Annotated in this window: 21 protein-coding genes; 11 read left to right on the plus strand and 10 right to left on the minus strand. The window is 70.7% G+C overall.

Translation table 11 applies throughout. The features are described 5' to 3' along the window. Nucleotides 1-9: 9 nt before the first annotated feature. Entirely contained in the window at nucleotides 10-1,131 is a 1,122-nt protein-coding gene (gene ald / locus C5E07_RS01235; protein WP_104298116.1) for an alanine dehydrogenase, read from the minus strand. A gap of 150 nt (nucleotides 1,132-1,281) precedes the next feature. Here ald and C5E07_RS01240 point away from each other — a divergent pair, with 150 nt between their 5' ends. The 8 genes from C5E07_RS01240 to C5E07_RS01275 all read left to right on the plus strand — a co-directional run bounded on the left by C5E07_RS01240 (nucleotide 1,282) and on the right by C5E07_RS01275 (nucleotide 10,184). After that, complete coding sequence (locus C5E07_RS01240; protein ID WP_104298117.1) at nucleotides 1,282-1,755, plus strand: Lrp/AsnC family transcriptional regulator; 474 nt, start codon at nucleotides 1,282-1,284, stop codon at nucleotides 1,753-1,755. 330 nt (nucleotides 1,756-2,085) lie between these two features. Beyond that, nucleotides 2,086-3,474: a dihydroorotase family protein gene (locus tag C5E07_RS01245; RefSeq protein ID WP_104298118.1), complete on the plus strand. Its 1,389-nt coding sequence runs from the start codon at nucleotides 2,086-2,088 to the stop codon at nucleotides 3,472-3,474. Nucleotides 3,475-3,476: 2 nt separating this feature from the next. Beyond that, nucleotides 3,477-4,319, plus strand: coding sequence for an IclR family transcriptional regulator (locus C5E07_RS01250; protein ID WP_104240169.1), 843 nt, complete (start codon nucleotides 3,477-3,479; stop codon nucleotides 4,317-4,319). Then, complete coding sequence (locus C5E07_RS01255) at nucleotides 4,312-6,180, plus strand: urocanate hydratase (RefSeq protein ID WP_219820045.1); 1,869 nt, start codon at nucleotides 4,312-4,314, stop codon at nucleotides 6,178-6,180. Before C5E07_RS01250 ends, C5E07_RS01255 begins: the two co-directional genes overlap by 8 nt. After that, entirely contained in the window at nucleotides 6,173-7,291 is a 1,119-nt protein-coding gene (locus C5E07_RS01260; protein ID WP_104298120.1) for a DUF917 family protein, read from the plus strand. The genes C5E07_RS01255 and C5E07_RS01260 overlap by 8 nt, the downstream gene beginning before the upstream one ends. After that, nucleotides 7,281-8,588 (plus strand): M20 family metallo-hydrolase, encoded by a 1,308-nt coding sequence (locus C5E07_RS01265; protein ID WP_104298121.1) that lies wholly within the window; start codon nucleotides 7,281-7,283, stop codon nucleotides 8,586-8,588. Before C5E07_RS01260 ends, C5E07_RS01265 begins: the two co-directional genes overlap by 11 nt. Nucleotides 8,589-8,986: 398 nt before the next feature. Further along, on the plus strand, nucleotides 8,987-9,667 hold the full coding sequence (locus C5E07_RS01270) for an alpha/beta fold hydrolase (RefSeq protein WP_104298122.1): 681 nt from the start codon (nucleotides 8,987-8,989) through the stop codon (nucleotides 9,665-9,667). 25 nt (nucleotides 9,668-9,692) lie between these two features. Continuing rightward, nucleotides 9,693-10,184 carry an FBP domain-containing protein gene (locus C5E07_RS01275; RefSeq protein WP_104240174.1) on the plus strand — a complete coding sequence of 164 codons (492 nt, stop codon included), beginning with the start codon at nucleotides 9,693-9,695 and terminating at the stop codon, nucleotides 10,182-10,184. Between the two features lie 28 nt (nucleotides 10,185-10,212). Here the strand turns inward: C5E07_RS01275 and C5E07_RS01280 are convergent, their stop codons facing one another. Both C5E07_RS01280 and C5E07_RS01285 read right to left on the minus strand, forming a co-directional pair. Further along, complete coding sequence (locus C5E07_RS01280; protein WP_181057693.1) at nucleotides 10,213-10,590, minus strand: SdpI family protein; 378 nt, start codon at nucleotides 10,588-10,590, stop codon at nucleotides 10,213-10,215. A gap of 72 nt (nucleotides 10,591-10,662) precedes the next feature. Further along, complete coding sequence (locus C5E07_RS01285; RefSeq protein ID WP_104298123.1) at nucleotides 10,663-10,908, minus strand: DUF3073 domain-containing protein; 246 nt, start codon at nucleotides 10,906-10,908, stop codon at nucleotides 10,663-10,665. A gap of 225 nt (nucleotides 10,909-11,133) precedes the next feature. Here C5E07_RS01285 and C5E07_RS01290 point away from each other — a divergent pair, with 225 nt between their 5' ends. Further along, nucleotides 11,134-12,282, plus strand: a complete 1,149-nt coding sequence (locus tag C5E07_RS01290) for an NAD(P)/FAD-dependent oxidoreductase (protein ID WP_181057695.1) — start codon at nucleotides 11,134-11,136, stop codon at nucleotides 12,280-12,282. A 170-nt stretch (nucleotides 12,283-12,452) separates the two neighbouring features. Here the strand turns inward: C5E07_RS01290 and C5E07_RS01295 are convergent, their stop codons facing one another. The 6 genes from C5E07_RS01295 to C5E07_RS19325 all read right to left on the minus strand — a co-directional run bounded on the left by C5E07_RS01295 (nucleotide 12,453) and on the right by C5E07_RS19325 (nucleotide 18,016). After that, the gene (locus C5E07_RS01295) at nucleotides 12,453-13,931 is read right to left on the minus strand and encodes a permease (protein ID WP_104298124.1); all 1,479 of its coding nucleotides are present in this window, start codon (nucleotides 13,929-13,931) and stop codon (nucleotides 12,453-12,455) included. Beyond that, nucleotides 13,928-14,746: an ABC transporter ATP-binding protein gene (locus C5E07_RS01300; RefSeq protein WP_104240178.1), complete on the minus strand. Its 819-nt coding sequence runs from the start codon at nucleotides 14,744-14,746 to the stop codon at nucleotides 13,928-13,930. The genes C5E07_RS01295 and C5E07_RS01300 overlap by 4 nt, the downstream gene beginning before the upstream one ends. Nucleotides 14,747-14,873: 127 nt before the next feature. Further along, nucleotides 14,874-15,338: a CrcB family protein gene (locus C5E07_RS01305; protein WP_104298125.1), complete on the minus strand. Its 465-nt coding sequence runs from the start codon at nucleotides 15,336-15,338 to the stop codon at nucleotides 14,874-14,876. Beyond that, a complete protein-coding gene (locus C5E07_RS01310) occupies nucleotides 15,338-15,853 on the minus strand; it encodes a CrcB family protein (protein ID WP_181057697.1) in 516 nt (171 codons plus the stop codon). The genes C5E07_RS01305 and C5E07_RS01310 overlap by 1 nt, the downstream gene beginning before the upstream one ends. 142 nt (nucleotides 15,854-15,995) lie before the next feature. Then, nucleotides 15,996-17,042: a PadR family transcriptional regulator gene (locus C5E07_RS19955; RefSeq protein WP_104298127.1), complete on the minus strand. Its 1,047-nt coding sequence runs from the start codon at nucleotides 17,040-17,042 to the stop codon at nucleotides 15,996-15,998. Continuing rightward, the gene (locus tag C5E07_RS19325; protein WP_181057699.1) at nucleotides 17,039-18,016 is read right to left on the minus strand and encodes a hypothetical protein; all 978 of its coding nucleotides are present in this window, start codon (nucleotides 18,014-18,016) and stop codon (nucleotides 17,039-17,041) included. The genes C5E07_RS19955 and C5E07_RS19325 overlap by 4 nt, the downstream gene beginning before the upstream one ends. Before the next feature lie 208 nt (nucleotides 18,017-18,224). On the opposite strand from C5E07_RS19325, the gene C5E07_RS19330 reads away from it, so the two are divergent. After that, nucleotides 18,225-19,322 (plus strand): YdcF family protein, encoded by a 1,098-nt coding sequence (locus tag C5E07_RS19330; protein WP_181057701.1) that lies wholly within the window; start codon nucleotides 18,225-18,227, stop codon nucleotides 19,320-19,322. A gap of 129 nt (nucleotides 19,323-19,451) precedes the next feature. Continuing rightward, on the plus strand, nucleotides 19,452-22,913 hold the full coding sequence (locus tag C5E07_RS19685) for an efflux RND transporter permease subunit (protein WP_258063736.1): 3,462 nt from the start codon (nucleotides 19,452-19,454) through the stop codon (nucleotides 22,911-22,913). On the opposite strand, the gene C5E07_RS01335 is transcribed toward C5E07_RS19685, so the two are convergent. Continuing rightward, complete coding sequence (locus C5E07_RS01335; RefSeq protein ID WP_181057702.1) at nucleotides 22,910-24,172, minus strand: glycosyltransferase family 2 protein; 1,263 nt, start codon at nucleotides 24,170-24,172, stop codon at nucleotides 22,910-22,912. The two genes, C5E07_RS19685 and C5E07_RS01335, sit on opposite strands and share 4 nt — an antisense overlap. Nucleotides 24,173-24,235 lie beyond the last annotated feature (63 nt).

Consider the following 24,235-nt stretch of genomic DNA (forward strand, 5'->3'; position numbering starts at 1 on the left):
GGGACCGAGCTACTCGGCGGCGAGGACCTCGTCGACCGGGCGGTAGGCGAGGCCGAGCGCCGTGGCGACACCTCGGTTGGTGACGTGCCCGCCGTGCACGTTGAGGCCGAGCGCGAGGGCATGGTCCTCCTGCATGGCCCGCTTCCAGCCCTTGTCGGCGATGGCGGTCACGTACGGGAGCGTCACGTTCGTGAGGGCGCGCGTCGAGGTCTCCGGCACGGCACCCGGCATGTTGGCGACGCAGTAGTAGATCGAGTTGTGCACGGCGAACGTCGGGTCGTCATGCGTCGTGGGGTGGGAGCCCTCGAAGCATCCGCCCTGGTCGATCGCGATGTCGACGAGCACCGAACCCTTCTTCATGCCCGCCACCATCTCGTCGGTGACGAGCTTCGGGGCGGCGGCGCCCGGGATGAGGACGGAGCCGACGACCAGGTCGGCCTCGGCGAGCTGCGCCGCGATCTCGTACGCCGACGAAGCCCGCGTCTGGATCTTGCCCTGGAACTGCACCTCGAGCTCACGGAGGCGCGGGATGTTCAGGTCGATGATGGTGACGTCCGCGCCCATGCCGACGGCGTTCGCGGCGGCGTGCTCCCCGGCGACACCGCCGCCGATGACGACGACCTTCGCCTTCGGGGTGCCGGGCACGCCGCCGAGCAGCAGGCCGCGTCCGCCCGCAGCCTTCATGAGGTGGTAGGCGCCGACCTGGGTGGCGAGGCGGCCGGCGACCTCGCTCATGGGCGTGAGCAGCGGCAGGGAGCGGTTCGGGAGCTGCACCGTCTCGTACGCGATGGCGGTCGTGCCGGCGTTCGCGAGCGCTTCCGTCTGCGCGCGGTCGGCCGCGAGGTGCAGGTAGGTGAAGAGCACCAGCTCGGGGCGCATGTGGCGGTACTCGGCGGCGATGGGCTCCTTCACCTTGAGCAGCAGCTCGGCCGTCGACCAGACCTCGTCTGCGGTCGCGAGGATGCGCGCACCCGCCGCCTCGTAGGAGGTGTCGGGGATTGCCGAGCCGAGGCCGGCCCCTGCCTCGATGAAGACCTGGTGGCCGTGGCGCTCCAGCTCGTGGACCCCGGCGGGCGTGATAGCCACGCGGTTCTCGTTGTTCTTGATCTCCGTCGGGACCCCGATGCGCATGATTACCCCTTTGTGTTCGTGCTCGTTCGGTGCTTCTCTCCGGCAATCATGCGCAGAACGTGTTTCGAATACGTTGAATGCCGAAGAAACATCGGCATGTGAGGGAGAATCGGGGCAGAACTTCGATGAGGAGGCACGCGCGTGGGTGAAATGCCGAAGGAACTACGGGCCGTCGACGCCGGAGTGCTCGACGATGTCGACCGCCGTCTCGTCGAGCTGCTGCAGGCCAACTCGCGGCAGTCGAACACGCAGCTCGCGGCCGCGGTCGGCATCGCCCAGTCGACGTGCATCGCGCGCGTGCGCTCGCTCGTCGATCGCGGCATCATCACGAGGTTCACGGCGGATGTGGGCCTGCCGCAGCTGGGCCTCGCGCTGCAGGCACTCATCAGCGTCAACATCCGCTCGGGGCAGCGCCAGGAGCTCGCGCACTTCGCGGAGGAGATGCGTGCGCTGCCCGAGGTCGTGCAGATCTTCTTCCTCGGCGGCTCGGAGGACTTCATCGTGCACGTCGCCGTCCGCGATTCGAACGACGCGAGGGAGTTCGTGGTGGCGAACCTGTCGACGCACCCTGCCGTCGCCTCCACTCGAACGAGCATCGTCTTCGACCACCACCGCATCCGCTGAGCTGCCGCGTCGTGCGTGCCGCGTCCTGCGTGCCACACGGCAAGACGTCGGTCCTTGGCGGATTCACGGAGGTGGCGACCTGCAGATACCCCAGGTCTGCGAGCGTCGGGGCCGTATCCCGCGCAGACTTCGGGCATGTGCAGGCGCGGCGGTGCGCACGCCTGCGCAAGGCCGAGGTCTGCGTAGCTGGAGTGCGCCCGACCCACAGGGCCCCTTCGTCTCAACGCCGGCCCTGACCCGTGCTGACCAGCCCGCTCCGGCACCCGCAACTCATCCCGTGACCTGAGAACGCAGTAGCCGGAACCGCCGAGACGTTCTTATTCTGTGTGCATGGATCCAGCAGCGCAGGCGCAGGGCGACCTCGTCGCGACCCTCATCGTGCGTGGGAAGATCCGAGACCCGCGCGGCGTCTGGGGGCCAGGCGAGGTGTGGGCAGCGGGGCCGCGCATCGTCGCGGTGCACACGGGCCGCTCCCGCACCCCGGCACCCGCTGGTGCCCGCATCGTCGACGTCGGCGACGCCTACGTGCTGCCCGGAGTGGTGGATGCGCACGTGCATTCCCTCTCGCACGGCGGCGAGGGCATCGCAGCGGCGACGAGGGCCGCCGCGGCCGGCGGCGTGACGACGATCGTCGAGATGCCCTATGACGGCACCGGCCCCATCAACAGTCTCGACAGGCTCCGCGCGAAGCAGGACCTCGCGAACGATGAGGCGCATATCGACGTGGCGCTCCTCGGCACGCTCGCGCCCGGCGGCGGCTGGCGCGCGGCCGGCGAACTCACCGAGGCTGGGGCTGCCGGCTTCAAGGTGTCGCTGTTCCACACGCACGAGACGCGCTTTCCTCGCATCGACGACCGCGAGCTGCTGAGCGTCATGGCCGCGGTTCGGGACGCGGGACGCACGCTGTGCACACACGCCGAGAACAACGAGATCATCCAGGCGCTCCTCCGCGAGGAGCGAGCGGCGGGCAGCACCGACCCGCAGTCGCACTCACGCTCTCGCCCGCCCGTCTCGGAGACGCTGGGTGTGCTGACGGCACTCGAGGTCGCCGCCGACACTGGGGCCAGGCTGCACGTCTGCCACCTGTCGCTTCCCCGCAGCGTCGACCTGGTCGACTGGTACCGGACGCAGGGCGCCGACGTCACGCTCGAGACCTGCCCGCACTACCTGACCTTTACCCAGGACGACCTCGAGACGCAGCGGGGACGCCTGAAGATCAACCCGCCGTTGCGGGACGCGGAGGCGCGCGACGGGCTGTGGGATCGCCTCGGCAAGGGGCTGGTGAGCGTGGTCAGCTCGGACCACGCCCCGTGGTCGAGGGAGCTGAAGGACCACGACGTCATGCTCGACAACAGCTCGGGCGCGCCGGGCGTGCAGACGCTCGTCGCCGCGACGCTGGGCGGCGCGCTGCGTCGTGATCCGTCCGGCACGCTGCTGGCGCAGGCGGTGGATGCGCTCACGATCAGCCCAGCGCGCCGCTACGGTCTCGACGCTCGCAAGGGGTCGCTCGAGGTCGGCAAGGACGCCGACATCGTCGTGTTCACGCCGGGGGACGCATCCATCGAACTCGACCGGATGCTCTCGAACGCCGGCTGGACGCCATACGAGGGCATGTCGCCCGGCGGCAGTGTGACGCACACCTTCTCGCGCGGCGAGCTGGTCTACTCCGACACCGCTGGGCTCCTGGCGCGCGCGGGCCGGGGAGAGGTGCTGGTCTGACCATGAGCGATCTACGACCGAAGGCGGACCCGAACGGACGGCCCATATCGGGGGGAGCGGCCGCCTCCGGCGGGGCTGGGGGGACCGGGGGAGCCGCGTACAAGTCGCTGCACCGGGGCCTCGAGATCCTGCAGCTCATCCAGGGCCGAGGGCGGCTCAAGATCTCGGAGATCAGCAGCGAACTCGGGATGCCGCTGTCGACCGTGTACCGCTACGTGACCGTGCTTCGAGACGCGGGCTTCGCGATCGAGATCGACGGCTACCTCATGCCGTCGAGCCGCCTCGCGGAGAACGACGACGCCTCCCCGCACCTCGTGCGCTACGCGGCACCCGTGCTGCGTCGCCTCAGGGAGCTCACCGGCATGACGGCGATCCTCGCCGTGCGCGTGCACATCACGGCCGTGTGCCTGGAGGTGTCGTATGCGCATCCGCAGCACCGCATCCCCTTCGGCCGCGGGAAGGTGCGCAGCCTGTACGCGGGGGCGACGGCCCTGCCCCTGCTCGCGTACGCACCGAAGAAGGTCGTGCGCGAGCTGCTCTCCGGCGGCCTCCGCGCGTACACGACCGCGACGATGAGCCCGGAGATGATCGAGCCGTACCTGCGGCAGGTGCGCGCCGAGGGGCACGCCGTCTCCTACGGGCAGATCACCCCTGGCATGGTCGGCATCGGCGTGCCCGTCTTCGCGGGCGGCCGGGTGCTGTGCTCCCTGTCTCTTGTCGGTGACGAGCGGCAGACTGGGGTACTGGATGAGCGCGTCGCGCTCCTCAAGCAGGGAGCTGCAGAGCTCGCCGCGAAACTGCCGTCGAACGTCGACCTCGAAGTCTGGAGCGACCAGAGTGCCTGAAATCGCCGCGAACCCCGCAGCCCCGTCCCCCGCCTTCGAGGAGTCCGCGCCGCCCGTGTCCGGGCCGCTCTCGAGCCCCATCCTCGCGCGTGGGACGCAGCCGATCACCGCGCAGCGCGGCACGAAGCTGCGCGCGAGGAACTGGCGGGCCGAGGGCCTGCTTCGCATGTTCGAGAACGTGCTCGAGGTGGGCGAGAACGCGGCGGAGCTCATCGTCTACGCGTCGCTCGGCAAGGCCGCCCGCAACTGGGACGAGGCCTGCCGCATCGTGAACTCGCTGCTCGAACTCGACGAGGCCGAGACGCTGATCCTGCAGACGGGCGCCGCGGTCGGCATCATGTCGACGAAGCGCGACTCGCCCATGGTGCTCTCCGCCGTCAACAACACCGTCGGCAATTGGGCGACCAGCGACCGCTTCTACGAGCGGTACCGAGCCGGGCAGACCATCTGGGGCGGACTGACGGCCGCCGCCTGGCAGTACATCGGCAGGCAGGGCGTGCTGCAGGGCACGTACGAGCTCCTCCGCGAGGTGCTGGTCCAGCACTACGACGCGCGGGCAGAGGGCCGGTGGATGCTCACGGCCGGGCTCGGCGGCATGGGCTCAGCCCAGCCCATCTCGGCGCGCATCCTCGGCCTGTCGTCCCTGACCGTGGAGATCGACCAGGTGAAGATCGACCGGGCGCTCGCGGTGGGCGGGGTCGACGTCCTCGCACCCTCGCTCGACGACGCGCTGGCGCTGCTCGAGGCGGCACGCGCCGAGGGCATCCCCGCCGCCGTCGCGCTCCGCGCCAACGCGGCGGCCGTCTTCGCGGAGCTCGCCGCGCGCGGCGTCACCCCGGACATCGTCACCGACCAGACCGCCGCGCACGACGCCCGCTACGGCTACGTGCCCCTCGAGTACACGCTCGACGAGTGGATCGCCGCCCGTGAGTCCGAGCCGGAACGCGTCGAGGGCCTCGCACGCGCCTCCATGGCCAAGCAGGTCGAAGCCATGCTCACGCTGCAGGAACGCGGATCCATCGCCTTCGAGAACGGCAACAACCTGCGCGTGAAGGCGCTCGAGCACCTCGGCGAGAGCGAGACCGAGCGAGTCAACCGCATCCCCGGCTTCATGGAGGCCTACCTCCGGCCGCTCTTCGCGCGCGGCATCGGCCCCTTCCGCTGGGTGTGCCTGTCTGGCGACGTCGAAGACCAGCTGACGATGGACGCGCTCGCATCCTCGCTCTTCCCGGACCGGCCCGAGGTCGCCGAGTGGCTCGCGCTCGCGGGCGTCCACGTGCCGCAGCAGGGCCTCCCCGCGCGATCCTGCTGGCTCGGGCACGGCGAACGCTCGCGCCTCGCACAGGCCGCGAACGAGCTCGTCGCCGACGGCCGACTCACGGCTCCCGTGCTCTTCAGCCGTGACCACCTCGACTCCGCCGGCATGACCCATCCGCGCATCGGCACCGAGGGCATGCGAGACGGCTCCGACGGCGTCACCGACTGGCCGCTCCTCGACGCCATGCTGCTCTCCACCGCCGGGGCCGACCTCGTCGCGATCCACTCGGGTGGCGGCGGCTACACCGGGTGGATGCAGTCCGCCGGCGTCTCCATCGTCGCCGACGGCAAGCCGGAGACCCTCGAACGACTCCGCCTGGCTCTCGACCTCGACACGGGGCTCGGCGTCATCCGCCACGCCGCCGCCGGCTACGAGGAGGCCGCGTCCGCCATCGAGCGGAACGGCGAGACGGGCGACGCCCCCATCGCCGCCCTCGGGCTCGCCGCGCGCGGTGCCCCCGCGTCCGCCGTGCCGGCCGCAGAAGAGGCCGCAGCGCCGGCGGCATCCACCCCCACCGACCCCGAAGGGAACGCCCGTGCGTGAACTGACCCAGGAAGACGCCGTCCACGGAGTGCTCGGAGGCGGTGTGCTCGCGTGCGGCGGCGGCGGGTGGAAGCACCACGGCGAGCTCATGGGCCGCATGGCGACCGAGCTCAACAGGCCGGTGCTCGCGGGCATCGACGAGCTCCCGGAGGACAGCTGGGTGGCGACGGTCACCGCGATCGGCGCCCCAGCCGCGAAGAACTGGGAGATCCGCCCCGTCGACTACGTGCACGCCCTGCAGGAGCTCATCAGGGCGACTGAGGTGCCCATCTCGGCCGTCATGACCGCGCAGAACGGCTACTCGACGACCCTGAACGGCTGGATCCAGTCGTCCGTGCTTGGCGTCAAGGTGCTGGATGCGGCAGGAGACGTGCGCGCGCACCCGACGGGCAAGCTCGGCTCGCTCGGCCTCGCCGAGCGAGAAGGCTACGTGGCGACGCAGGTCGTGTCGGGCGGCAACCGCGCCCTCCACGGCCACTTCCTCTCCGTGAACCGGGGCACGATCAACACGTGCGACGACGTGCTGCGCGACATCTCGGTGCGCACGGGCGGCTTCATCGCCGCCGCCCGCAACCCGGTCGAGCTGAGCTACGTGCGCGAGCACGCCGCGCACGGTTCCATCTCGCTCGCCCTCGACCTCGGCAGGGACATGGCGGCGGCGCTCCGGAAGCGCGGCGCCGGCAAGCAGGAGGCGTTCGTGCAGGCAGTCGTCGAACGCCTCGGCGGCACGGTCGTCTCGCGCGGGCCGCTCGGCCTCGAGGTGCCGACCGACACGCACGGAGGCTGGGACCACGGCACCTTCCGCATCGGCGACTTCACGGTGCCGTACCTCAACGAGTACATGGCCATCGAGTCGGGCGGGGAGCGCATCGCAACCTACCCGGACACGATCATCCTCCTCGACCCGAAGCTCGGAGAGGCGGTGGCGGTGAAGGATGCCGCCGAGGGGCAGGAGGTTGTGCTCGTGTCAGTGCCGGCCTCCGCGCTGCCGGTGTCGTCGTCGGCGATCGACGAGTCCGGGCTCGCCGAGATCGAGCAGATCATGGGCATCGACTTCCTGAAGTACCGCGACTCCGGCCTCGTCGGCGGAACGGCCGGCTATGTCGGCTGACACCGCGGATGCGCTGCTCGGCGCCGTCGACCCGTCGCGTCTGCGGCCAGACCAGCAGCGGGTGCTCGCCGACCTGACCGAGCTCGCCGGCCTCATCGAGAGCGCAGAGCCAGGGTTCTCCCGCCGGGTGTTCTCGGACGCGTACCGTGCGGGGCGCGAATGGGTGCGAGACCGGATGCGCGCATCCGGTCTCGACGCGCACATCGACCCGGCGGGCAACGTCGTCGGGGTGCTGCGCGGCGCGAACTCGTCGCTGAAGCCCCTCATGACCGGTTCGCACACCGACACCGTGCACGCGGGCGGACGCTACGACGGCATCGTGGGCGTGCTCGGCGGCATCGAGGTCGCGCGGCGGCTGCGCGAGGAGGGCATCACGCTCGCACGTGACCTGTACGTCGTCGACTTCCTCGGCGAGGAGGCGAACTCGTTCGGCGTCTCCTGCATCGGCTCGCGCTCCATCGCGGGGCTGCTCCTCCCCGAGCACCTCGAGCGCACGAACGGCGACACGGCGCTTCGGCTCGGCGACGCCATGACGGGGTTCGGCCTCGACACGAGCGGCGCCCTCGGCCAGGCCTGGGCGCCCGGCTCCCTGCACGCCTACCTCGAGCTGCACATCGAGCAGGGGCCGCAGCTCGAGCGCAGCGGCAAGCAGATCGGCGTCGTGACGGCGATCGCGGGCATCGAACGCCTCATGGCCGCGTTCTCGGGCCGAGCAGACCACGCGGGCACCATGCCCATGCAGGGCAGGCACGACGCGCTCATCGCGGCCGCCGAGGCGATCCTCACGATCGAGCGGGAGGCGTGCGGGGCCCCCATCCACGGCGTGTCGACGACGGGCCGTATCGAGTCGTCGCCTGGCTCCTTCAACATCGTTCCAGACGAGGCGCGCATCTGGGCGGAGATGCGCAGCGTGGACGCGTCGTGGCTGCACGGCGCGAAGCGTCGCGTCGCCGAGGATATCGCTGCGGCTGCCGCGCTCCGCGGTGTCGAGACTGCCATCGAGTGGCTCAACGACCAGGACCCGGTCGCGGCCGACCCCGACGTGCAGCGCCTCCTCGGCGACGCCGCGGACGCGCTCGGCTATACGTGGGAGGCCGTGCCGTCCGGCGCGGGCCACGACGCGGCGCACCTCGCGCACCTCGGACCTATGGGCATGATCTTCGTGCCGTCGGTCGGCGGGCGCAGCCACGTGCCCGAGGAGTTCACCGAGGCCGACGACATCGCGGTCGGCATCCACGTGCTCGCGACGGCGCTCGTCGCCGCCGACCGCAGCGAGCGCCCCCTCGCCGTGAGCTGACCGCGCCGGCCCCGCCCTCGCGCCCTCGCGCCCGCCCTCGCGCCCCCGCGCCCGCCCTCGCCGGTTTCGGGATGGATTTCACGCTTCGGGATGACTTGCAACCCATCCGCGTGCGTGTATGTCATCCCGAAACTCCACTGGCCGCTTGGTGACGCCGCCCGCGCCGCCCGCCCCCGCGCGCCGCACGGTTTCGGGATGGGTTTCGCGCTTCGGGATGAGTTGCAACCCATCTGCGTGCGTGTATGCCATCCCGAAACTCGCGCCGGTCGCGACGGCCGCCTCGCGCCGGGCGCTTCGCGCCGGCGCAGGCCCGAGTAGAGCGAAAGCCCAGGCACGGCCCCCAAGGTGGGAGGGTGTGTCGGTCAGGTGGCCGGCGGTCGGGAACGAGGGGAACGCCCATGGCTACGTTTGTGCTCATCCACGGTGGAGGATCGTCGAGCTGGGACTGGCACCTCGTGGTCCCGAAGCTGGAGGAGGCGGGCCATCGCGCGGTCGCCGTCGACCTGCCGATCGAGGAGCCGGGTCTGTCGCTCGTCGACTACGCGGACTCGGTCTCGGCGCAGCTCCACGAGGCGAGGGGCGACAGTTCCGACGGCGACGGGCAGGGGGAGCAGCTGGTGATCGTCGGCCACTCGCTCGGCGGCTTCTCCGCCGCTCTCGTGGCTGAGCGTCTCGACGCCGACGGGCTCGTCTACGTCGCGGGCATGATCCCGAAGCCGGGCGAGACGATGCAGGAGTGGTGGACGGCGACGGGCCACAGCGCGCTCGGCGTCGATGCCGAGGACGAGCTCGTGTACTACAACCTCGTGCCGGACGATCTTGTGGTCGACGCGAAGGCGCACGTGCGCGAGGAGTCCGGCTCGTGGATGGATGCGCCGTGGCCGGGCGTCGGGCGCGAGGTCCCCACGGGGTTCATCGCGCCTGAGGACGACCTGTTCTTCCCGCTCGAGTTCGCGAAGCAGCTCGCCCGCGACCGTGCGGGGGTCGAGGCGGTCGTGGTCCCCGGAGGCCACTACGTCGCCATCGGCGCGCCTGACCCGCTCGCGAGGGCCCTCGCGGAGTTTGCTGACGGCCTCTGACCGGGAGGCTGGGTACGCTCGTCAGATGCAGCAGCTCACCGAGGCCCAGATCCGGGATGCGTTTGTCAACGCCTCGCGCAAGGAGGTCAGCGACCTGACGTTGCTGCCTGGGTTCCACGACGTGGACTGGGAGCGGCGCGACTACCTCGGCTGGACGGACCCGAAGCTGGGGCGTCGCGCCTACGCGGTGATCCCGGTGGACGGGGACCTCGTGGCGATCATGTTCGAGCGTGCGCGGAAGCTGCCGACTCGGCGCGCCATGTGCTCGTGGTGCGAGGACGTGACGCTGCCCAACGACGTCGTCTTCTACAGCGCGAAGCGCACCGGTGACGCAGGCCGTCGCGGGGATACCGTCGGCACGCTCGTCTGCGCCGAGTTCGAGTGCTCGACGAACGTGCGACGCCTTCCCACGTCGGCGTACATCGGCTACGACCGTGAGGCGGCCCGCGAGCAGCGCAAGGAGAACCTGCGGATGCGCGCTGCGAGCTTCGCGAGGAACCTGCGCGACGGGGTCTGAGCGCCATCCACCGGACGCCGCTCGGCGTCTACTTGCCGGCGACTGCCTTGGCTGCGCGGTGGGCGATGACGAGGCTCAGGATGACTCCCGTGAGCGTCGAGAGCACGGCGAGGGAAAGCGCGACGAGGTACGGCGCGACGGAGTTGGCGGAGAGCACCGAGACGATCGCGAAGACGATGCCGGCGCCTGCACCCGTATTCGCCGGACGCAGTGCCGCCTCGTGGCCGGCCCGCCAGGCTTCGTCGGATGCGCGAGTCGCTGCGGTGCGCAGACCCGCGTACCCCCAGCGATCGAGACGCCCGTCAGCTCCCCAGCGGACCGTGAGCATGCTCATGAGGTTGCCGACGACGAGGATCACTGCCACTGCTATGGCGGCAGGGAAGCTCGGGGGCTGGAGTTCGATCACCAGGTGATGAGGTCGGCTCGGAGTCAGACGAGAGCAGCGGCGGCAGGACTCCGGGGAGTCGTGCTCGCACGCTTACGCGCGCTTCTGCTCGTAGCCGCTCGCGTCGTCGTCTTCGTCGGCGTCATCATCGTCGAGGTACTCGGACCACTTCGAGAGGATGTCGTCGTTGGGTTCTTCAGTGGCTGGCGGACTCACCGGGTAGCTCGAGGAGCCACCGGAGAGTTCACGTGCCAGCGCGTCATAGTTCGTCTCATGTACGGAGTACTTGAGCTCACGGGCGACCTTGGTGTGCTTCGCCTTTTGACGGCCACGCCCCATGCGTAACCCCCTTATAATTCGGGCCGGGCAGGAATGGCCACCCGGTCGCAAGTCGTTAACGAAAATCTGACGCTCACATTACCACGGCGGCCGAGCGAATCTTCGGTGCGCCGACCCGGCCGCGTCACTCTGCGTCTCTAGACTGTGGCCTACCGGACCCGAGCTCGTCGACAGTCCGATGTACCCGCAGAGCTGCGCCCGCAGCGCCTCGACAGGAAGCCGGACGTGCTCACCGTGAAGACCGACATCGACCTCGTCGTCATCGGCGCGGGTGTGCCAGGTGTGACGGTCGCTGCGACGCTCGCCGAGATGGGCCTCCGGCCGCTGCGGGATTTCGTGGTCTTCGATGCCGAGCCGCAGCCCGGCGGATCCTGGGGACGCGGATGGGACTTCCAGACGGTGGGGCACACGCCCCTGCTCTCCGGCCCGCCTGGGCTCTCTGAGCTGGGCATCCGTCTCAGCGATCAGGATCCTGAGGCCATCGTCCGCGACATCATGCCCCCGCTCATGCGGCGCTACGAGGATGCGTACGACCTGTTCGTGGCCCGCCCGGTGCGGGTGCTGCGCGTCGAGGCGATGCGGCGCTCGCCGTTGCTGACGCTGCACATCCAGGTGGGGGACCGCCCGCCGCGCACGATCACGACGAGGTACGTCATCAACGCGACTGGCGACTGGTCGTCGCCGTTCGTGCCCTGGTATCCGGGTGCCCTCGACTTCGCCGGCCAGCAGCTGCCGTCCGCGCACATCGAGTCGTTGGCGGGATTCTCGGGCAAGCGGGTGCTTGTCGTCGGCGGTGGGCGCTCGGCGGTGACGATCCTGCGCGAGCTGGAGCCGATCGCGGCGAAGACGGCGTGGTCGACGCGTCGTGAGCCCGACTTCCACGAGCTGCCGCGCCTCACGCTGCCGTCGCGGACCGATTCCCGGCAGCGGGAGATGGATGCACGCCACGAGGCCGAGTTCGTCCGATTCGTCGAGCGAGGGGAGCGTCTGCCGAGCGAGGTGAGCGTGCGCGGCATCCCACTCTCGAGGGGGACTCTCGCTGCGGTTCGGCGGGGGCTGCTCGTCTCGCAGGGTCCTCTCGCGAGCGTTCAACCGGATGGGGTGACGTTGGCGAGCGGTGAGCGCTTCGAGGCGGATGCGATCATCTGGGCGACGGGGAGTCGTCCCACGATGCGCCATCTCGCGCCCCTGCAGCTGCGCGAGCAGGGCGGCATGGCTCGTCTGCGCGACGGGTGGAGTCGCCGAGACAATCGCGTCGCGCTGCTCGGCTACGGAACGAACCGTCGGAACCCGGTGGCGGCCCGCCTCGATGCCGAGCATCTCGCGGAGGGCGTCTTCGATCGCCTCGGCGAGACCCCGGCCACGGTGAAGTAGCCCCCTCCTCCCTACCCCTTCCCGCGCTGAAAAGTCAGCCAGATGCAGCTTCCGTCGATCGGGCGCGTGCATCTGGCTGACTCTTCCACCGGGGATCAGCGAATCAGGGGTCAGCGAGTCAAGGGTTCCGGGGGCAGAGGGACCAGAGGGCGAGGCGCACCGCGGGAGCGCTAGCCGCGGTGCGCGGAGGCGAGCACCGAGGTGACGACGGGGCGCGTGCCGAGGAGCGCCAGCCAGACGGCACCGAATCCGAGCGCGAAGCAGAGGGCCATCGTGAGCATCGCGAGGGGCGCGATGATCAGCGAGGCGCCGACGATCGGCAGGATGATGGCTGCCGCGGCTCCGGCCCCTCCGAGTGCGGCGAGCAGCAGCGGCGCCCAGACCTGCACGCGCTGCGCCTGCTCGAAGACCTTGCGCGGCATGCCGGCCCTATCGAGGGAGATGAGCAGCTTGCGCTCGTCGAGGATCGCGGCCGCCTGCGAGACGCCGACCGTGCACGCCAGCATGAGGAACGCGATGAAGAGCGTCAGGAAGACGCCGGTGCGCAGGTCGGTCATGAGGATGAGATCCTCTGCCTGCATCCCCGACGTGCCGACCATGTCGAGGAGGGCGAGGCCGCTGCCGCCGATGACGGCGACGAACGCGATCATCGCGATGCCCGAGACGCTGCGCCACGCGACGCCGGGCGTCTCGGCGAGCCGGCGCCCGCCGATGAGGCGTGCGGGTGACTTTGCGCGCTTCGCCATCTGCCGGCCGATGAGGCCGACCAGGGGGCTGCCGATGAGGTTGAGGGCGAGCATCCCTGCCGCAAGGGGGACGAGCACGGCGATGACGATTCCGATCATGCCGAAGGCCGACGCGAGTCCCTGCATCATGCCGACGAGGCCGAGGCTGATGAGCAGGATGACGACGCCGGAGGCGAGCGCGAACCACTTGACCCGCGGCTGCGTGCCGCGCTTGCGCACGCCGAGGGGCGTGACGCGCACGGCTGCCAGCCCGGCGAATGAGCTGAGGGCCGCCAGCAGGGTGATGCCGGCCGCGGTCGCGAGGAGCACAGGGAACCCCACCCAGACGGACGCCGCCCCGATGGGGGCGCCGTAGAAGTGCAGGAGCCCCACGAGGGGGAGGAGGGCTGCGTAGAGCACCATGCCGGCGAGGATGCCCGCGATGGCGACGAGCGTCGCCTCGGCGACGGCGAGCAGCGTCACGACCCTGGTGGATGCGCCGAGCAGCCTGAGCGTCGCGAGGCGATCGTCGCGGCGGCGGGCGGAGAGGCGTGCCGCCGCGACGCCGAGGGTCAGCAGCGGGACCGCGAGCAGGGTCAGCGCGAAGACGGCGAAGAAGCCGTGGGATGGCATGCCGGGCGGTGGGTTGAAGAGCATCATGGTGCCGCCGACCACGACGAGCGTGAGGGCCGTCACGACGGCGAAGGCCACGGCCGGCAGGGCGACGGCGGCGCGGCCGACGGTGTCGGGCCGGGTGAGCATCCGCAGGATCGTGAGGAGCGGGATGCGGCTGGAGCCGCGGGGCGCGGGGCTCGGGACGCTCACGGTGCCGACTGCGGACGACGGGGCGGCGGCCCTGACCTTCGCGGTCGGTCGGGTATCCGCTGCGAGGCCGAGGGGCCCGGCCTCGTGGCTGCCGTTCATGCGCGGGCCGCCGTGTCCTCGAGGAGGTACCCGTCGCGCATCCGAACCGTGCGGTCGCAGCGCGCCGCGACCTCGGGGTCGTGGGTGACGACGACGAGGCTGCGGCCGGCCCGAGCGGTCGCGGCCAGCAGCGCCGTCATGACGTCGGCGCTCGTCGCTGAGTCGAGGGCGCCCGTCGGCTCGTCCGCGAAGACGACGCGGGCGCCGGTGACCTGGGCGCGGGCGATGGCGACGCGCTGCGCCTGCCCACCGGAGAGCTCTCCGATGCGACGGGCCTCCATACCGGCGAGCCCCATAGCCGCGAGCCACTGCGCAGCGGCCTGCTCGGCGCGCGTGCGGTCGACGCCGCAGAGCATCGCCGCGATGGCGACGTTCTCGAGTGCGGTGAGCTCCGGCAGGAGCATCCCCTCCTGGAACACGAAGCCGAATTCGGTGCGGCGCAGCTCGGTGCGCTCCGCGTCGGACATTCCGGTGATCTCGCGGGTGCCGGCAGCGCCGTGCAGGTCGATGCGGCCCGCGTCCGGCGTGACGATGCCGGCCAGGCAGTGGAGGAGCGTGGTCTTGCCCGACCCGGAGGCGCCCATGATGGCGAGCGCCTCGCCTGCCTGCACCGCGATGCTGACGCCCGCGAGGGCGGTCGTCGGTCCGTAAGCCTTGCTGAGTGAATGTGCCGCGAGCACCCCGCCGGCAGCTGGCAGGGCTGCGGATGCGCGGCCCGCCGCATCGTTCGGGTGCGGGGCGAAGCGTTGTGCGGGTGCTGCTGCCGCGTGCGGTTGTGCCGCGGCCGGTGTCTGGAAGCCTGGGTGGGAAGTCATGCCTCCAAGGTGCCCGTCTGGGGGTGCGCGCCTCGACCGCCTGCGGGCTCATCCGCCCCCGACTCTGGGAGGGTATTCGCGGGCTGGCATCATCCGGGAGGATGACCGCTGGCGCCGCGGCCGGGGTCTACCAGCCGAGCATCCCAAGCCCGAGGCTCTCGCCGAGCAGCTGGCCGACGGTCACGCCGATCAGCGCCGCGAGCACTCCCCAGAGCATCTGGATGATCACGATGATCGCGGCCTTGCCGATCTTGCGGGCGCCCAACGCGTTCGTCGCGTCGAGCATGACGGAGCTCCACGAGCTCATGCCCCCGCAGAAGCCGGAGATGACGAGCATCGACGCGACGGTGGGAAGTGGGAGCAGCCCTGCCGCGAGGCCGGCGATGAGCGATGCGACGACGTTCACGATCATGAGCCGCCACTCCGGGGCGATGCGGCGCGGTGCGGCTGCGCCCTGCGGGCTCGATGGGTGGGCGGTGGAGATCGCCGATGCCGGCTGGCGCATCCGCGGCCACCCTTCGACGGCGACGTACCGGATACAGGCGCCGAGGCCTCCTGCGAGCCCGACCGCCAGGAGCATGAGGATGTCCATCAGCGCACCCCGCCAGCTGGCGCTCCGCCGTCGGGGCCGAACGTGTCGTGGCTCGGCGCGACCGGGCCTCGGCCCGCACCTGGCGGAGGGGAGAGGCGACGGCCGATGGCTCGCCCCGCGACGATGGCGAGGATGCCGCCGACGGTGCCGGCCGCGAACGCGACGACCGCCCAGCCGGAGTTCGAGAAGACGAGGGCGAGCGCCAGAGCGATGAGGGAGAACGTGGTGAAGCCGCCGCAGAAGCCGGGGCCGAGGGCCGCGCGCAACGTGGCCAGCCGCTCCGGCCAGTGCGCTCCCGCGACGATGCCGAGCGCGAGGGACCCGGCCACGTTGGCGATGAGCGCCGCGACGATGTCGGAGTCGAGAACGTGCAGGTTCGCGGAGAGTGGCACGTACAGCGTCTGGTCGCCATCGAGCATCGACGTCGTCGTCAGGGACGTCAGCCAGACGCGCGCGAGCGTCCCGAGGGTGCCGCCGAGGAACACGGCGAGGAGGAGGCGGGCAGGCGAACGCACGCGGCAACCGTACTCCCGGGCTGGGCTGGGCGCCAGCAGCCCGCGGCGGCGGCGATCCTGCGGCGCGCCCATCGCGAGGGGCGCTCCCCGTGGTGGAGAGCGCCCTTCGCGCCTGGCGTCTGGCGTGCGCCTGGTCCGCGGCTCAGGCGTCGGAAGTGCCCCCGCCGTCGCCGCTCCTGTCGTCACGCGAGCCGAGGGCATGCGAGATGCGCTCTCGCACTCGCTCCAGCTCCTGGTCGAGGAACGTCACGATGCCGGGGGAGAGCCGCTGCTCGCTCTGCGCGGCGCGCAGCTCCTGCCGCAGCTCGTGTCGGAACCGGTTGAGCACCAGGTCGGCCTGAGACAGAGCCTCGAGCTGCGCGCGCAGGGCGTCTCGCGGCGGTCGGCTGTCGCCTCCTGGCTCGGATCTTGAGCCCCCGTCGTCTGCCGTGCCGCTGCTCCAGACGTGCGAGCTGCTCGCGGAGGACCACGTGTCGTAGCGCCCATGCGTTCGGTGGCCGTCGCCCGCTGCCGTCGGAGCCGTCGGCGTCTGCGGAGTCTGCGGCGCCTCGGGGGCTCCAGGTGCGTCTGGTCCCGCTGGGGGCCGGGGCGGGTCCTGCGGGCGCGGTTCGCCCGCCGCGCTCGAGCCGCGCGTGAATCCCGGTGGCACGAAGCCGGGCGGTGTGTCGCCTGGCGTCGTGATCGGGTTCTCGCGCGGCGCATCCCATCCCTTGCCTGCGCCGGAGAAGAAGCCACGAGCGGATGCGGCTCCCGCTGCTCCCGCGCTCGCGGCCTTCTCGAACCCGGCACGTGCATCCGGCCCGAGCTCCTGGGCGAGCCGCGCGAACTCGGCACGCAGCTCCTCGCGGGCACTCGCGAGCCCGTGGCGGACGTCGGCGGCGAGACGGCGGACCGACGAGTCGACGTCCTGCTCGATGGAGGCGAGTTCCTCTCGGCGCGAATCGAGCTCACGCCGGCCGGCTTCCGTGATGCGGTAGACGCTCTTGCGGCCGTCGTTGTGCTTGGTGACGAGCCCTTCCTCCTCGAGCTTCGCGAGGCGCGGGTAGATGGTGCCGGCGCTTGGCGAGTACGTGCCGTCGAAGCGCTCGGAGAGCGCCTGGATGAGCTCGTAGCCGTGGCGCGGCTGGTCTTCGAGCAGGCTCAGCAGGTAGAGGCGAAGGTGTCCGTGGGCGAAGACTGGCGGGGTCACGCGGTGCCTCCCGGCTGTGTGGTGTCGTTCTCGGGCTCGTCGCCCGCGTTCTCGGATGCAGGGGCCGCGGCCTCGCGGACGCCGTCCCCGGCGTGGACGCCGTCGGGAACGGGGCTGGTCGCGATGCGGGCGTCGATGCGCTCGTCGAAGTCCGCTGGCGCATCTCCTGCCCGCGGAATGTGGGCGGAGAGGAGCACGGAGACTCGACCGGTGACGGTGCTGATGCGCACGTCGGTGACGGCGCCCTCGGTGGGTTCGGAGCGGTACGTGGTCCCGCGCAGCGGTTCGAGGTGGAGGCCGTCGAGCTGCACCGAGGAGCCGACCGTGGAGACCTGGTAGCTGGGGTGGGTGCCGCCGGGGAGGCGCACCGTGGTGGCGCCGCTGACGGACCTGTTCGCGATGAGGCTGGGGGCGCCAGAGGTGACGTCGACGATCGTGGCACCCGAGACGGTGCTGCCGTCGAAGCTCACGAGAGATCCGGTGGCGGTGACGTCCCCGGACGCGGTCTTCACGACGGCCGTCCCAGCGTGGCCGCGGACGCTGATCTCGCCGCCGATGGAGTTGAGGTGCAGCTCGCCGCGGGTCGCGTCGAGGAACTGCTCTCCGCCGACCGTGTTGATGTCGATGCGTCCGCTGATCCCGGCGACGAGCACCTCCGCGCTGACGCCGAGCACGTCGACGTCGACGCCGGCGGGGACGAGCACGCTCACGACGACGTTCGGCTGGTTCCAGATGGTCTTCGCCGAGGTCTGCACGTCGGTCCAGGACAGCTGCGGATGGTCTATGAGGAGCTGGTCTCCGTCGATGGCGATCTTCAGATCGCGGCCGGTGATGCCGGACACCTCGATGCGGGTGCTCGGCTCGTCGTGCGCGAGCACGCTGATGGCGCCGCCTGCGAGTCTCGCGCGAACGCTGCGGACGGTCTGCACGTCGATGACGCGGGGTCCGTCCACGATCCACTGTTCAATAGCCACTGCTGCTCCTCGGGAAAGGGTTCTTGATGCGCGTCGGGCTTCGCGCCCGACGACTGCAAGTCACGTTATATCGCGAGTCTGGGGATTCGCGTGCGCTCGCGACTCTCTCAGCTGGCTTCTGGCGTGCGGCATACTGGGCGCACCGTCGGCGGCCCCCGGCGGGTGTGTCGCGAGGGAGCAGGACATCATCACGCAGGAACTGTCATGGGTGTCGGTACTGCTCACCCTCGTCGTCGGCGCGGGACTGGCCTTCATCGCCGTGCGGCGCACGAGGAACGAGCCTCGACGCCTCAGCAACGGCGTGTGGATCGTCGCCGCGGCCGTCGTCCTCATCAGCGCCGTCTCCAGCTTCGACGGTCAGGTGTCGATGCTCGTCAGCACGCTGACGTGGCTGCCCTTCGTGCTCTCGCCCGCTCTGCTGCTGGCGCTCATCGTGCTGCTGTACGTGAATGGGGCCCGCATGATCCGACGCGAGGGGCGCTCGCTGGGGAACCTGCTGTCCCTCGTCTTGGCTGTCATCCTGACGGCGCTGGCGGCGCTGCCGTTCGCGGCCATCCTCGTCGGCGACGACGTCTTCATCTCCATCGCGCTCCTCCTTGCGGCCGGAGCCGCCTACCTCGGGGCGGCGTTCGCCCTGTTCCTCGCCTACTCGTGGCTCTACTCGCGGCTCGTTCGCGGTGCCGTCGGCACCTGGGTCGTCGTGCTCGGCTCCGGCCTCAGCGAAGGGCGACGCGTGCCGCCGCTGCTCGCCGCGCGCATCCGGGCGGGCCTGGATGCGGCGCACCGGGTCGGGGCCTCCGTCGTCGTCATGTCCGGCGGGCAGGGCGGCGACGAGGCGCTCGCGGAGGGGCGCGCCATGCGCGAGTGGGCGCTCGACCCCGCCAACGCCAACGCCGACCCCGCCAACGCCGACTCCGCCAACGCCGGCGCCGACGGACGCCAAGGGGCCGTGCGGATGGCGGGGAACGCGGCCGAGCCACGCATCCTGAGCGAGGAGGAATCGGTCAACACCGAGGAGAACCTCCGCTTCACGATGCCGATCCTCGAGCGCGAGGGCGTGACCGGCCCCGGCATCATCGCGACGAGCAATTACCACGCCATGCGCGCCGCGATGCTCGCCAGGGAGCTCGGCATCGATGCGCAGGCAGTGCAGGCACCCGTCGCCCGCTACTACTGGCCGAGCGCGATCCTGCGGGAGTTCGCGGCGATCCTCAGGCGCTACTGGCTGCTCAACCTCGTCGCCGGGGTGCTCTTCGCGTTCCCGATCCCTGCGCTCAGCCTCTGGGTCGCGCTCGGCAACGGCTGATCCCGCCATCGGTCGGCGCGGCTGATCGGCGAGCGCGACCCGAACCGCGGATTCGGGACGCACTCAGTCAGGGTCCCGGGCTGTGTCGGTGGTGCGTGCGACACTGACGGAGTGCACAAACTCGCTGAGATGAGCTTGAAGAACCGCGCGCTGATCGCCCTCGTGACGCTCTCCGTGCTCCTCTTCGGCGGACTGTCCATGACCTCGCTCAAGCAGGAGCTCATTCCCTCGGTCTCCCTGCCGATCGTGTCGGTCGTGACGAGCTACCCGGGCGCATCGCCGGAGATCGTCGACGAGGACGTGTCCAGGCTCGTCGAGACCTCCCTTCAGGGGCTTCAGGGGCTCTCCTCGACGCAGGTCACCTCCAGCGCGAACCTCTCGTCGGTGACGGTCGAGTTCGAGTACGGCACCGACACCGTCTACGCCGAGCAGCGCATCCAGCAGGCGCTCAACCGCATCGAGAGCCAGCTGCCGGAAGGTACGGAGACGACCGTGCTGAGCGGCTCGATCGACGACTTCCCGGTCATCCAGATCGCGGCGACGGGCGGCACGAGCACGGAGGAGCTCGCGGCCAGCCTCGAGAGCTCGACCGTGCCAGGACTGACCGAGCTCGATGGCGTCCGAGAGGCGGCCGTCAGCGGTGCACCGGTCTCCCGCATCGAGATCACGCCAGACCAGGCGGCGCTCGCGGGGGCGGGAGCCAGCGTCCAGAGCATCCGCGACACGCTCGACGCGGCAGGCACGCTGATCCCCATCGGTCAGATCACCGAGGGTGACGACGCCCTCACCGTGCAGGCCGGAACGCTGCTCGACAACGTCGACGCCATCGCCGCTCTGCCCCTCAGCGGGGCCACCCCCGCCACGACGACCCTCGGCGACGTCGCGGCCCTCGAGCTCGGGCCGGAGCCCGCGACCTCCATCTCCCGCGTCAACGGCGAGGACGCCCTCACGGTGTCCGTCACAAAGCTCGCGAACGCCAACACCGTCGAGGTGTCGCAGGCGGTTAGGGACGCGCTCCCGGCGCTGCAGGCATCCATCGGCGGGGGAGCGACCCTGCAGATCGTCTTCGACCAGGCCCCATTCATCCAGCAGTCCATCGACACCCTCGTCGTGGAAGGCCTCCTCGGGCTCGTCTTCGCGGTCATCGTCATCTTCGTCTTCCTGCTGTCCTTCCGCGCCACGCTCGTCACGGCGATCTCCATACCGACCTCGCTGCTCGTGACCTTCATCGGCCTGCAGGCCGCCGAGTACTCGCTCAACATCCTCACGCTCGGCGCCCTCACCATCGCGATCGGGCGAGTCGTCGACGACTCGATCGTCGTCATCGAGAACATCAAGCGGCACATGGCGATGCACCCGGACGCGAGCCTGCGCGGCACCGAGCGGGTGCGCGTCATCACGGAGGCGGTCCGCGAAGTCGCGACCGCCGTCACGAGCGCCACGATCGCAACCGTCGCCGTCTACCTGCCCATAGCGTTCGTCGGCGACATCTCCGGAGAGCTCTTCCGCCCGTTCGCGCTCACGAGCGTCATCGCGCTCCTCGCGTCGCTCCTCGTCTCGCTCACGATCGTCCCCGTGCTCGCCTACTGGATGCTCGGAGGGCGGCATCGCAAGCGCCGCGCCCGCGTCGGCACGGCGGAGACCTGGGCCGGAGGCGGCACCCCCGCAGGCGAGGCCGCCCGAGACCGCGAGGCGGTCCTCGCGAGCGAGGCCACACGCACCTCGGGCAGCGTCACCGCGCAGGAGCCTCTCCCCGCTGCGGGCGGCGATGAGGCTCCCATCGAGCCGGTCCGCGTGCGCCCGCGTCGAGAGCGTGCCAAGCGCGACGCCGGTCGGTTCGCGCCGCTCGGACTGCGCAGCGACGACGAGGACCTGCACCCCCGACGTGCGCTCCGCCGCCAGGCGGAGCAGGAGGCCGCCGTCGCCGGCCGCGCGGAGAATGGCCCAGACTCTGAGCTCGCCTCGTCGAGTGAAGAGAGCAGCTGGCTGCAGCGCGGCTACGAGCCGGTCCTCGGCTGGACCCTGCGCCGCCCCTTCATCACGCTCGGCGCGGCGCTGCTCATCCTCATCCTCACGGGCGCACTCGCGCCGCTCATGAAGACCAACTTCCTCGGCAACACCGGCAGCAACAGTTTCACGGTGACGCAGACCCTCGAACCCAACCTCACGCTCGCCGCCTCCGGCGAGGCCGCCTCCCAGGTGGAAGACCTCATCAGGGCCAAGGAAGGCGTCGAGACGGTGCAGCTCACGATCGGCGGAGGGGGAGCGGCATCGCTCTTCACCGGCGGCGGAGCCTCCCGCGCGAGCTTCTCCGTGACCACCTCAACCGACGCCGACTCCGACGCCATCCAGGCCGAGCTCCGCGAGGAGCTCGACGGCCTCGAGGGGGCAGGCGAGATATCCGTCGGCGGTGGCGGCAGCGCCGGATTCTCGAGCGCGATCAGTGTCGACCTGACCGCACCGGATGCCGAGACCCTCCGCCAGGCCAGTGACCAGGTCGTCGCCGTGCTCGCGGGAGTCGAGCAGCTGGGCGAGGTCACGAGCGACCTCGACGAGACCCGACCGTTCGTCGAGATGGACATCGACCAGGCTACGGCCGCCCAGTACGGGCTCAGCCAGACGGCCATCGGGGCGATCGTCGCCCAGCAGCTCCAGCCGACCCCCGTCGGCTCGCTCACCGTCGACGGGTCCAGCGTCCAGGTCGTGCTCGTCGGGTCGGAACCGCCGGCGAATATCGATGCGCTCCGAGCCACGAGCATCCCAACGGCCCTCGGCCCCGTCCCGCTCACGACGCTCGCGAGCGTCGAGATCGTCGACGGGCCCGTCTCCATCTCGTCCGAGCGCGGGGTGCCACTCGCCTCCGTCACGGTCGTGCCCACCGACGACAACCTCAGCTCCGCGAATGCGCTCATCACCGAGCAGCTCGACACGATCACCCTGCCAGAGGGTGCCACGGCCGCCCTCGGCGGCGTCAGCTCCGACCAGGCGGCCGCCTTCCAGCAGCTCGGGCTCGCGCTGCTGGCTGCAATCCTCATCGTCTACATCGTCATGGTGGCCACCTTCAAGAGCCTCCTGCAGCCGCTGCTCCTGCTCGTGTCCGTGCCGTTCGCGGCGACGGGCGCGATCCTGTTGCAGCTCGCGAGCGGCGTGCCCCTCGGTGTGGCCTCCCTCATCGGCGTGCTCATGCTCATCGGCGTCGTCGTGACCAACGCCATCGTGCTCATCGACCTCGTCAACCAGTTCAGGGAGCGGGGCCTCGCCGTGCACGAGGCGATGCTCGCCGGAGGCGCCAGACGTGTCCGTCCCATCGTCATGACCGCGCTCGCGACGATGCTGGCACTCACCCCGATGGCCCTCGGCATCACGGGGCACGGCGGCTTCATCTCGCAGCCGCTCGCGCTCGTCGTGATCGGCGGGCTGCTCTCCTCCACGGTGCTGACGCTGCTCGTCCTGCCAGCCCTCTACTCCGTCGTCGAAGGCCCGCTCGAACGCCGACGAGCTCGCCGTGAGGAGCGCATCGAGCAGGAGCTCGCCTCCGCCGAACGCGACGAGGAGCGGAGCGCCGCGCCACCCCAGCTGGAGCGCACCTAGCGGCGAACGGGACTCCGCCAACGGCCGTCGCCGCTCCGGCGCAGGCTGAGCAGGGCGGCCTGCAGGCACAGCAGCGCGTCCAGCCAGCGGAGAACGGGCAGAAGGGGCGCCCATCTCAGGAATGCGAGTCGCCGTGAGATGCACAGGGCGACGAGCGTCAGCGCCAGGTCCGCTGCGAAGAACGCGGCGAGCAGCAGGAGCGCGGGAAAACGTGCGGCGGCTTCCTCGAGCGACGGGCACGCGACCACTTCGGGGAGGCCGACCGTGAACGACGCCAGCACCAGGAGGGGAGCCAGGGTGATGAACAGGGAGCTGATCGTGATCTCGACCACCGACGCCGCGGCCAGGGTGCCGAAGCGCGGCTGCATCCGCGAATGGCGCCGGAGGGTCTGCCAGAAGCCGAGATTCCAGCGACGCACCTGCGCGATGTAGCTTCGAAGCGTGTCAGGGTCCTGCGTGTACGCCGTGGCCACGCGTGGGTCGAAGGCGATCCGGCCGAGCCGCTTCGCGTGGACCTCGAAGGTCATGTTGAAGTCCTCGATCACGAGGCCGGGTGCGGCGATGTCGAGCTCGGCGAGGATGCGCGTGCGGTACAGCGACGCGAAGCCGGGCACGATCATCACGGCGTTGGCGAAGCTCGCGGCCTGACCGAACTTGAGCAGGTACTGCATGACGACGTACATGCGGTCGCGGTGGGTGATGAGGAGGTCGCCGAGACGCGAGGTCGGGCCTGGGAAGAGTGCGGTCCTCGCCGTCCCCGCGACGGCGACGACACGCTCGTCGGCGAACAGCGGCAGCGCGGAGTCGAGGTAGTCCGGGCCGAGGACGGTGTCGGCGTCGAGCAGCATCACCACCTCGAACCGATCGGCGAGCCTGAACCAGCGGATGGCGTGCTCGAGTGCCCCCGCCTTGCCGCGGTTCGGTGAGATGTCGACGACGTTCGCGCCTTCGGCTCTCGCAATGGCGGCGGTCGAATCGCGGGAGCCGTCCGAGGCGACGAACACGTTGGAGCGCGGGACGTGCTGACCCGCCGAGCGCACGGTGCGCTGGATGCCGCGTTCCTCGTCGTGCGCGGCGATGAGGATGGCGACGTCCCTCGGTCGGAGGGCTGTGCTCGTGAGGGTCTGCGGCACCTCGTGCAGGCGAAGCCGTCGCTCGCGAAGGGCGCGCACCGCGGAGACCGTGGTCCAGAACGATGCGTTGGCCCCGACGAAGAGGAAGACGACGAGCGCCACGAGGAGGATCGCTGGGTTCGGCACTGCAGAAGTGTATCGAGCTGGGCGCTTCTCTGGCGGGATTCTGCCATCACTTGACGGGGACTT

The organism is Pseudoclavibacter sp. RFBJ3 (assembly GCF_002931375.1).
In the GTDB taxonomy this organism is placed as follows: domain Bacteria; phylum Actinomycetota; class Actinomycetes; order Actinomycetales; family Microbacteriaceae; genus Pseudoclavibacter.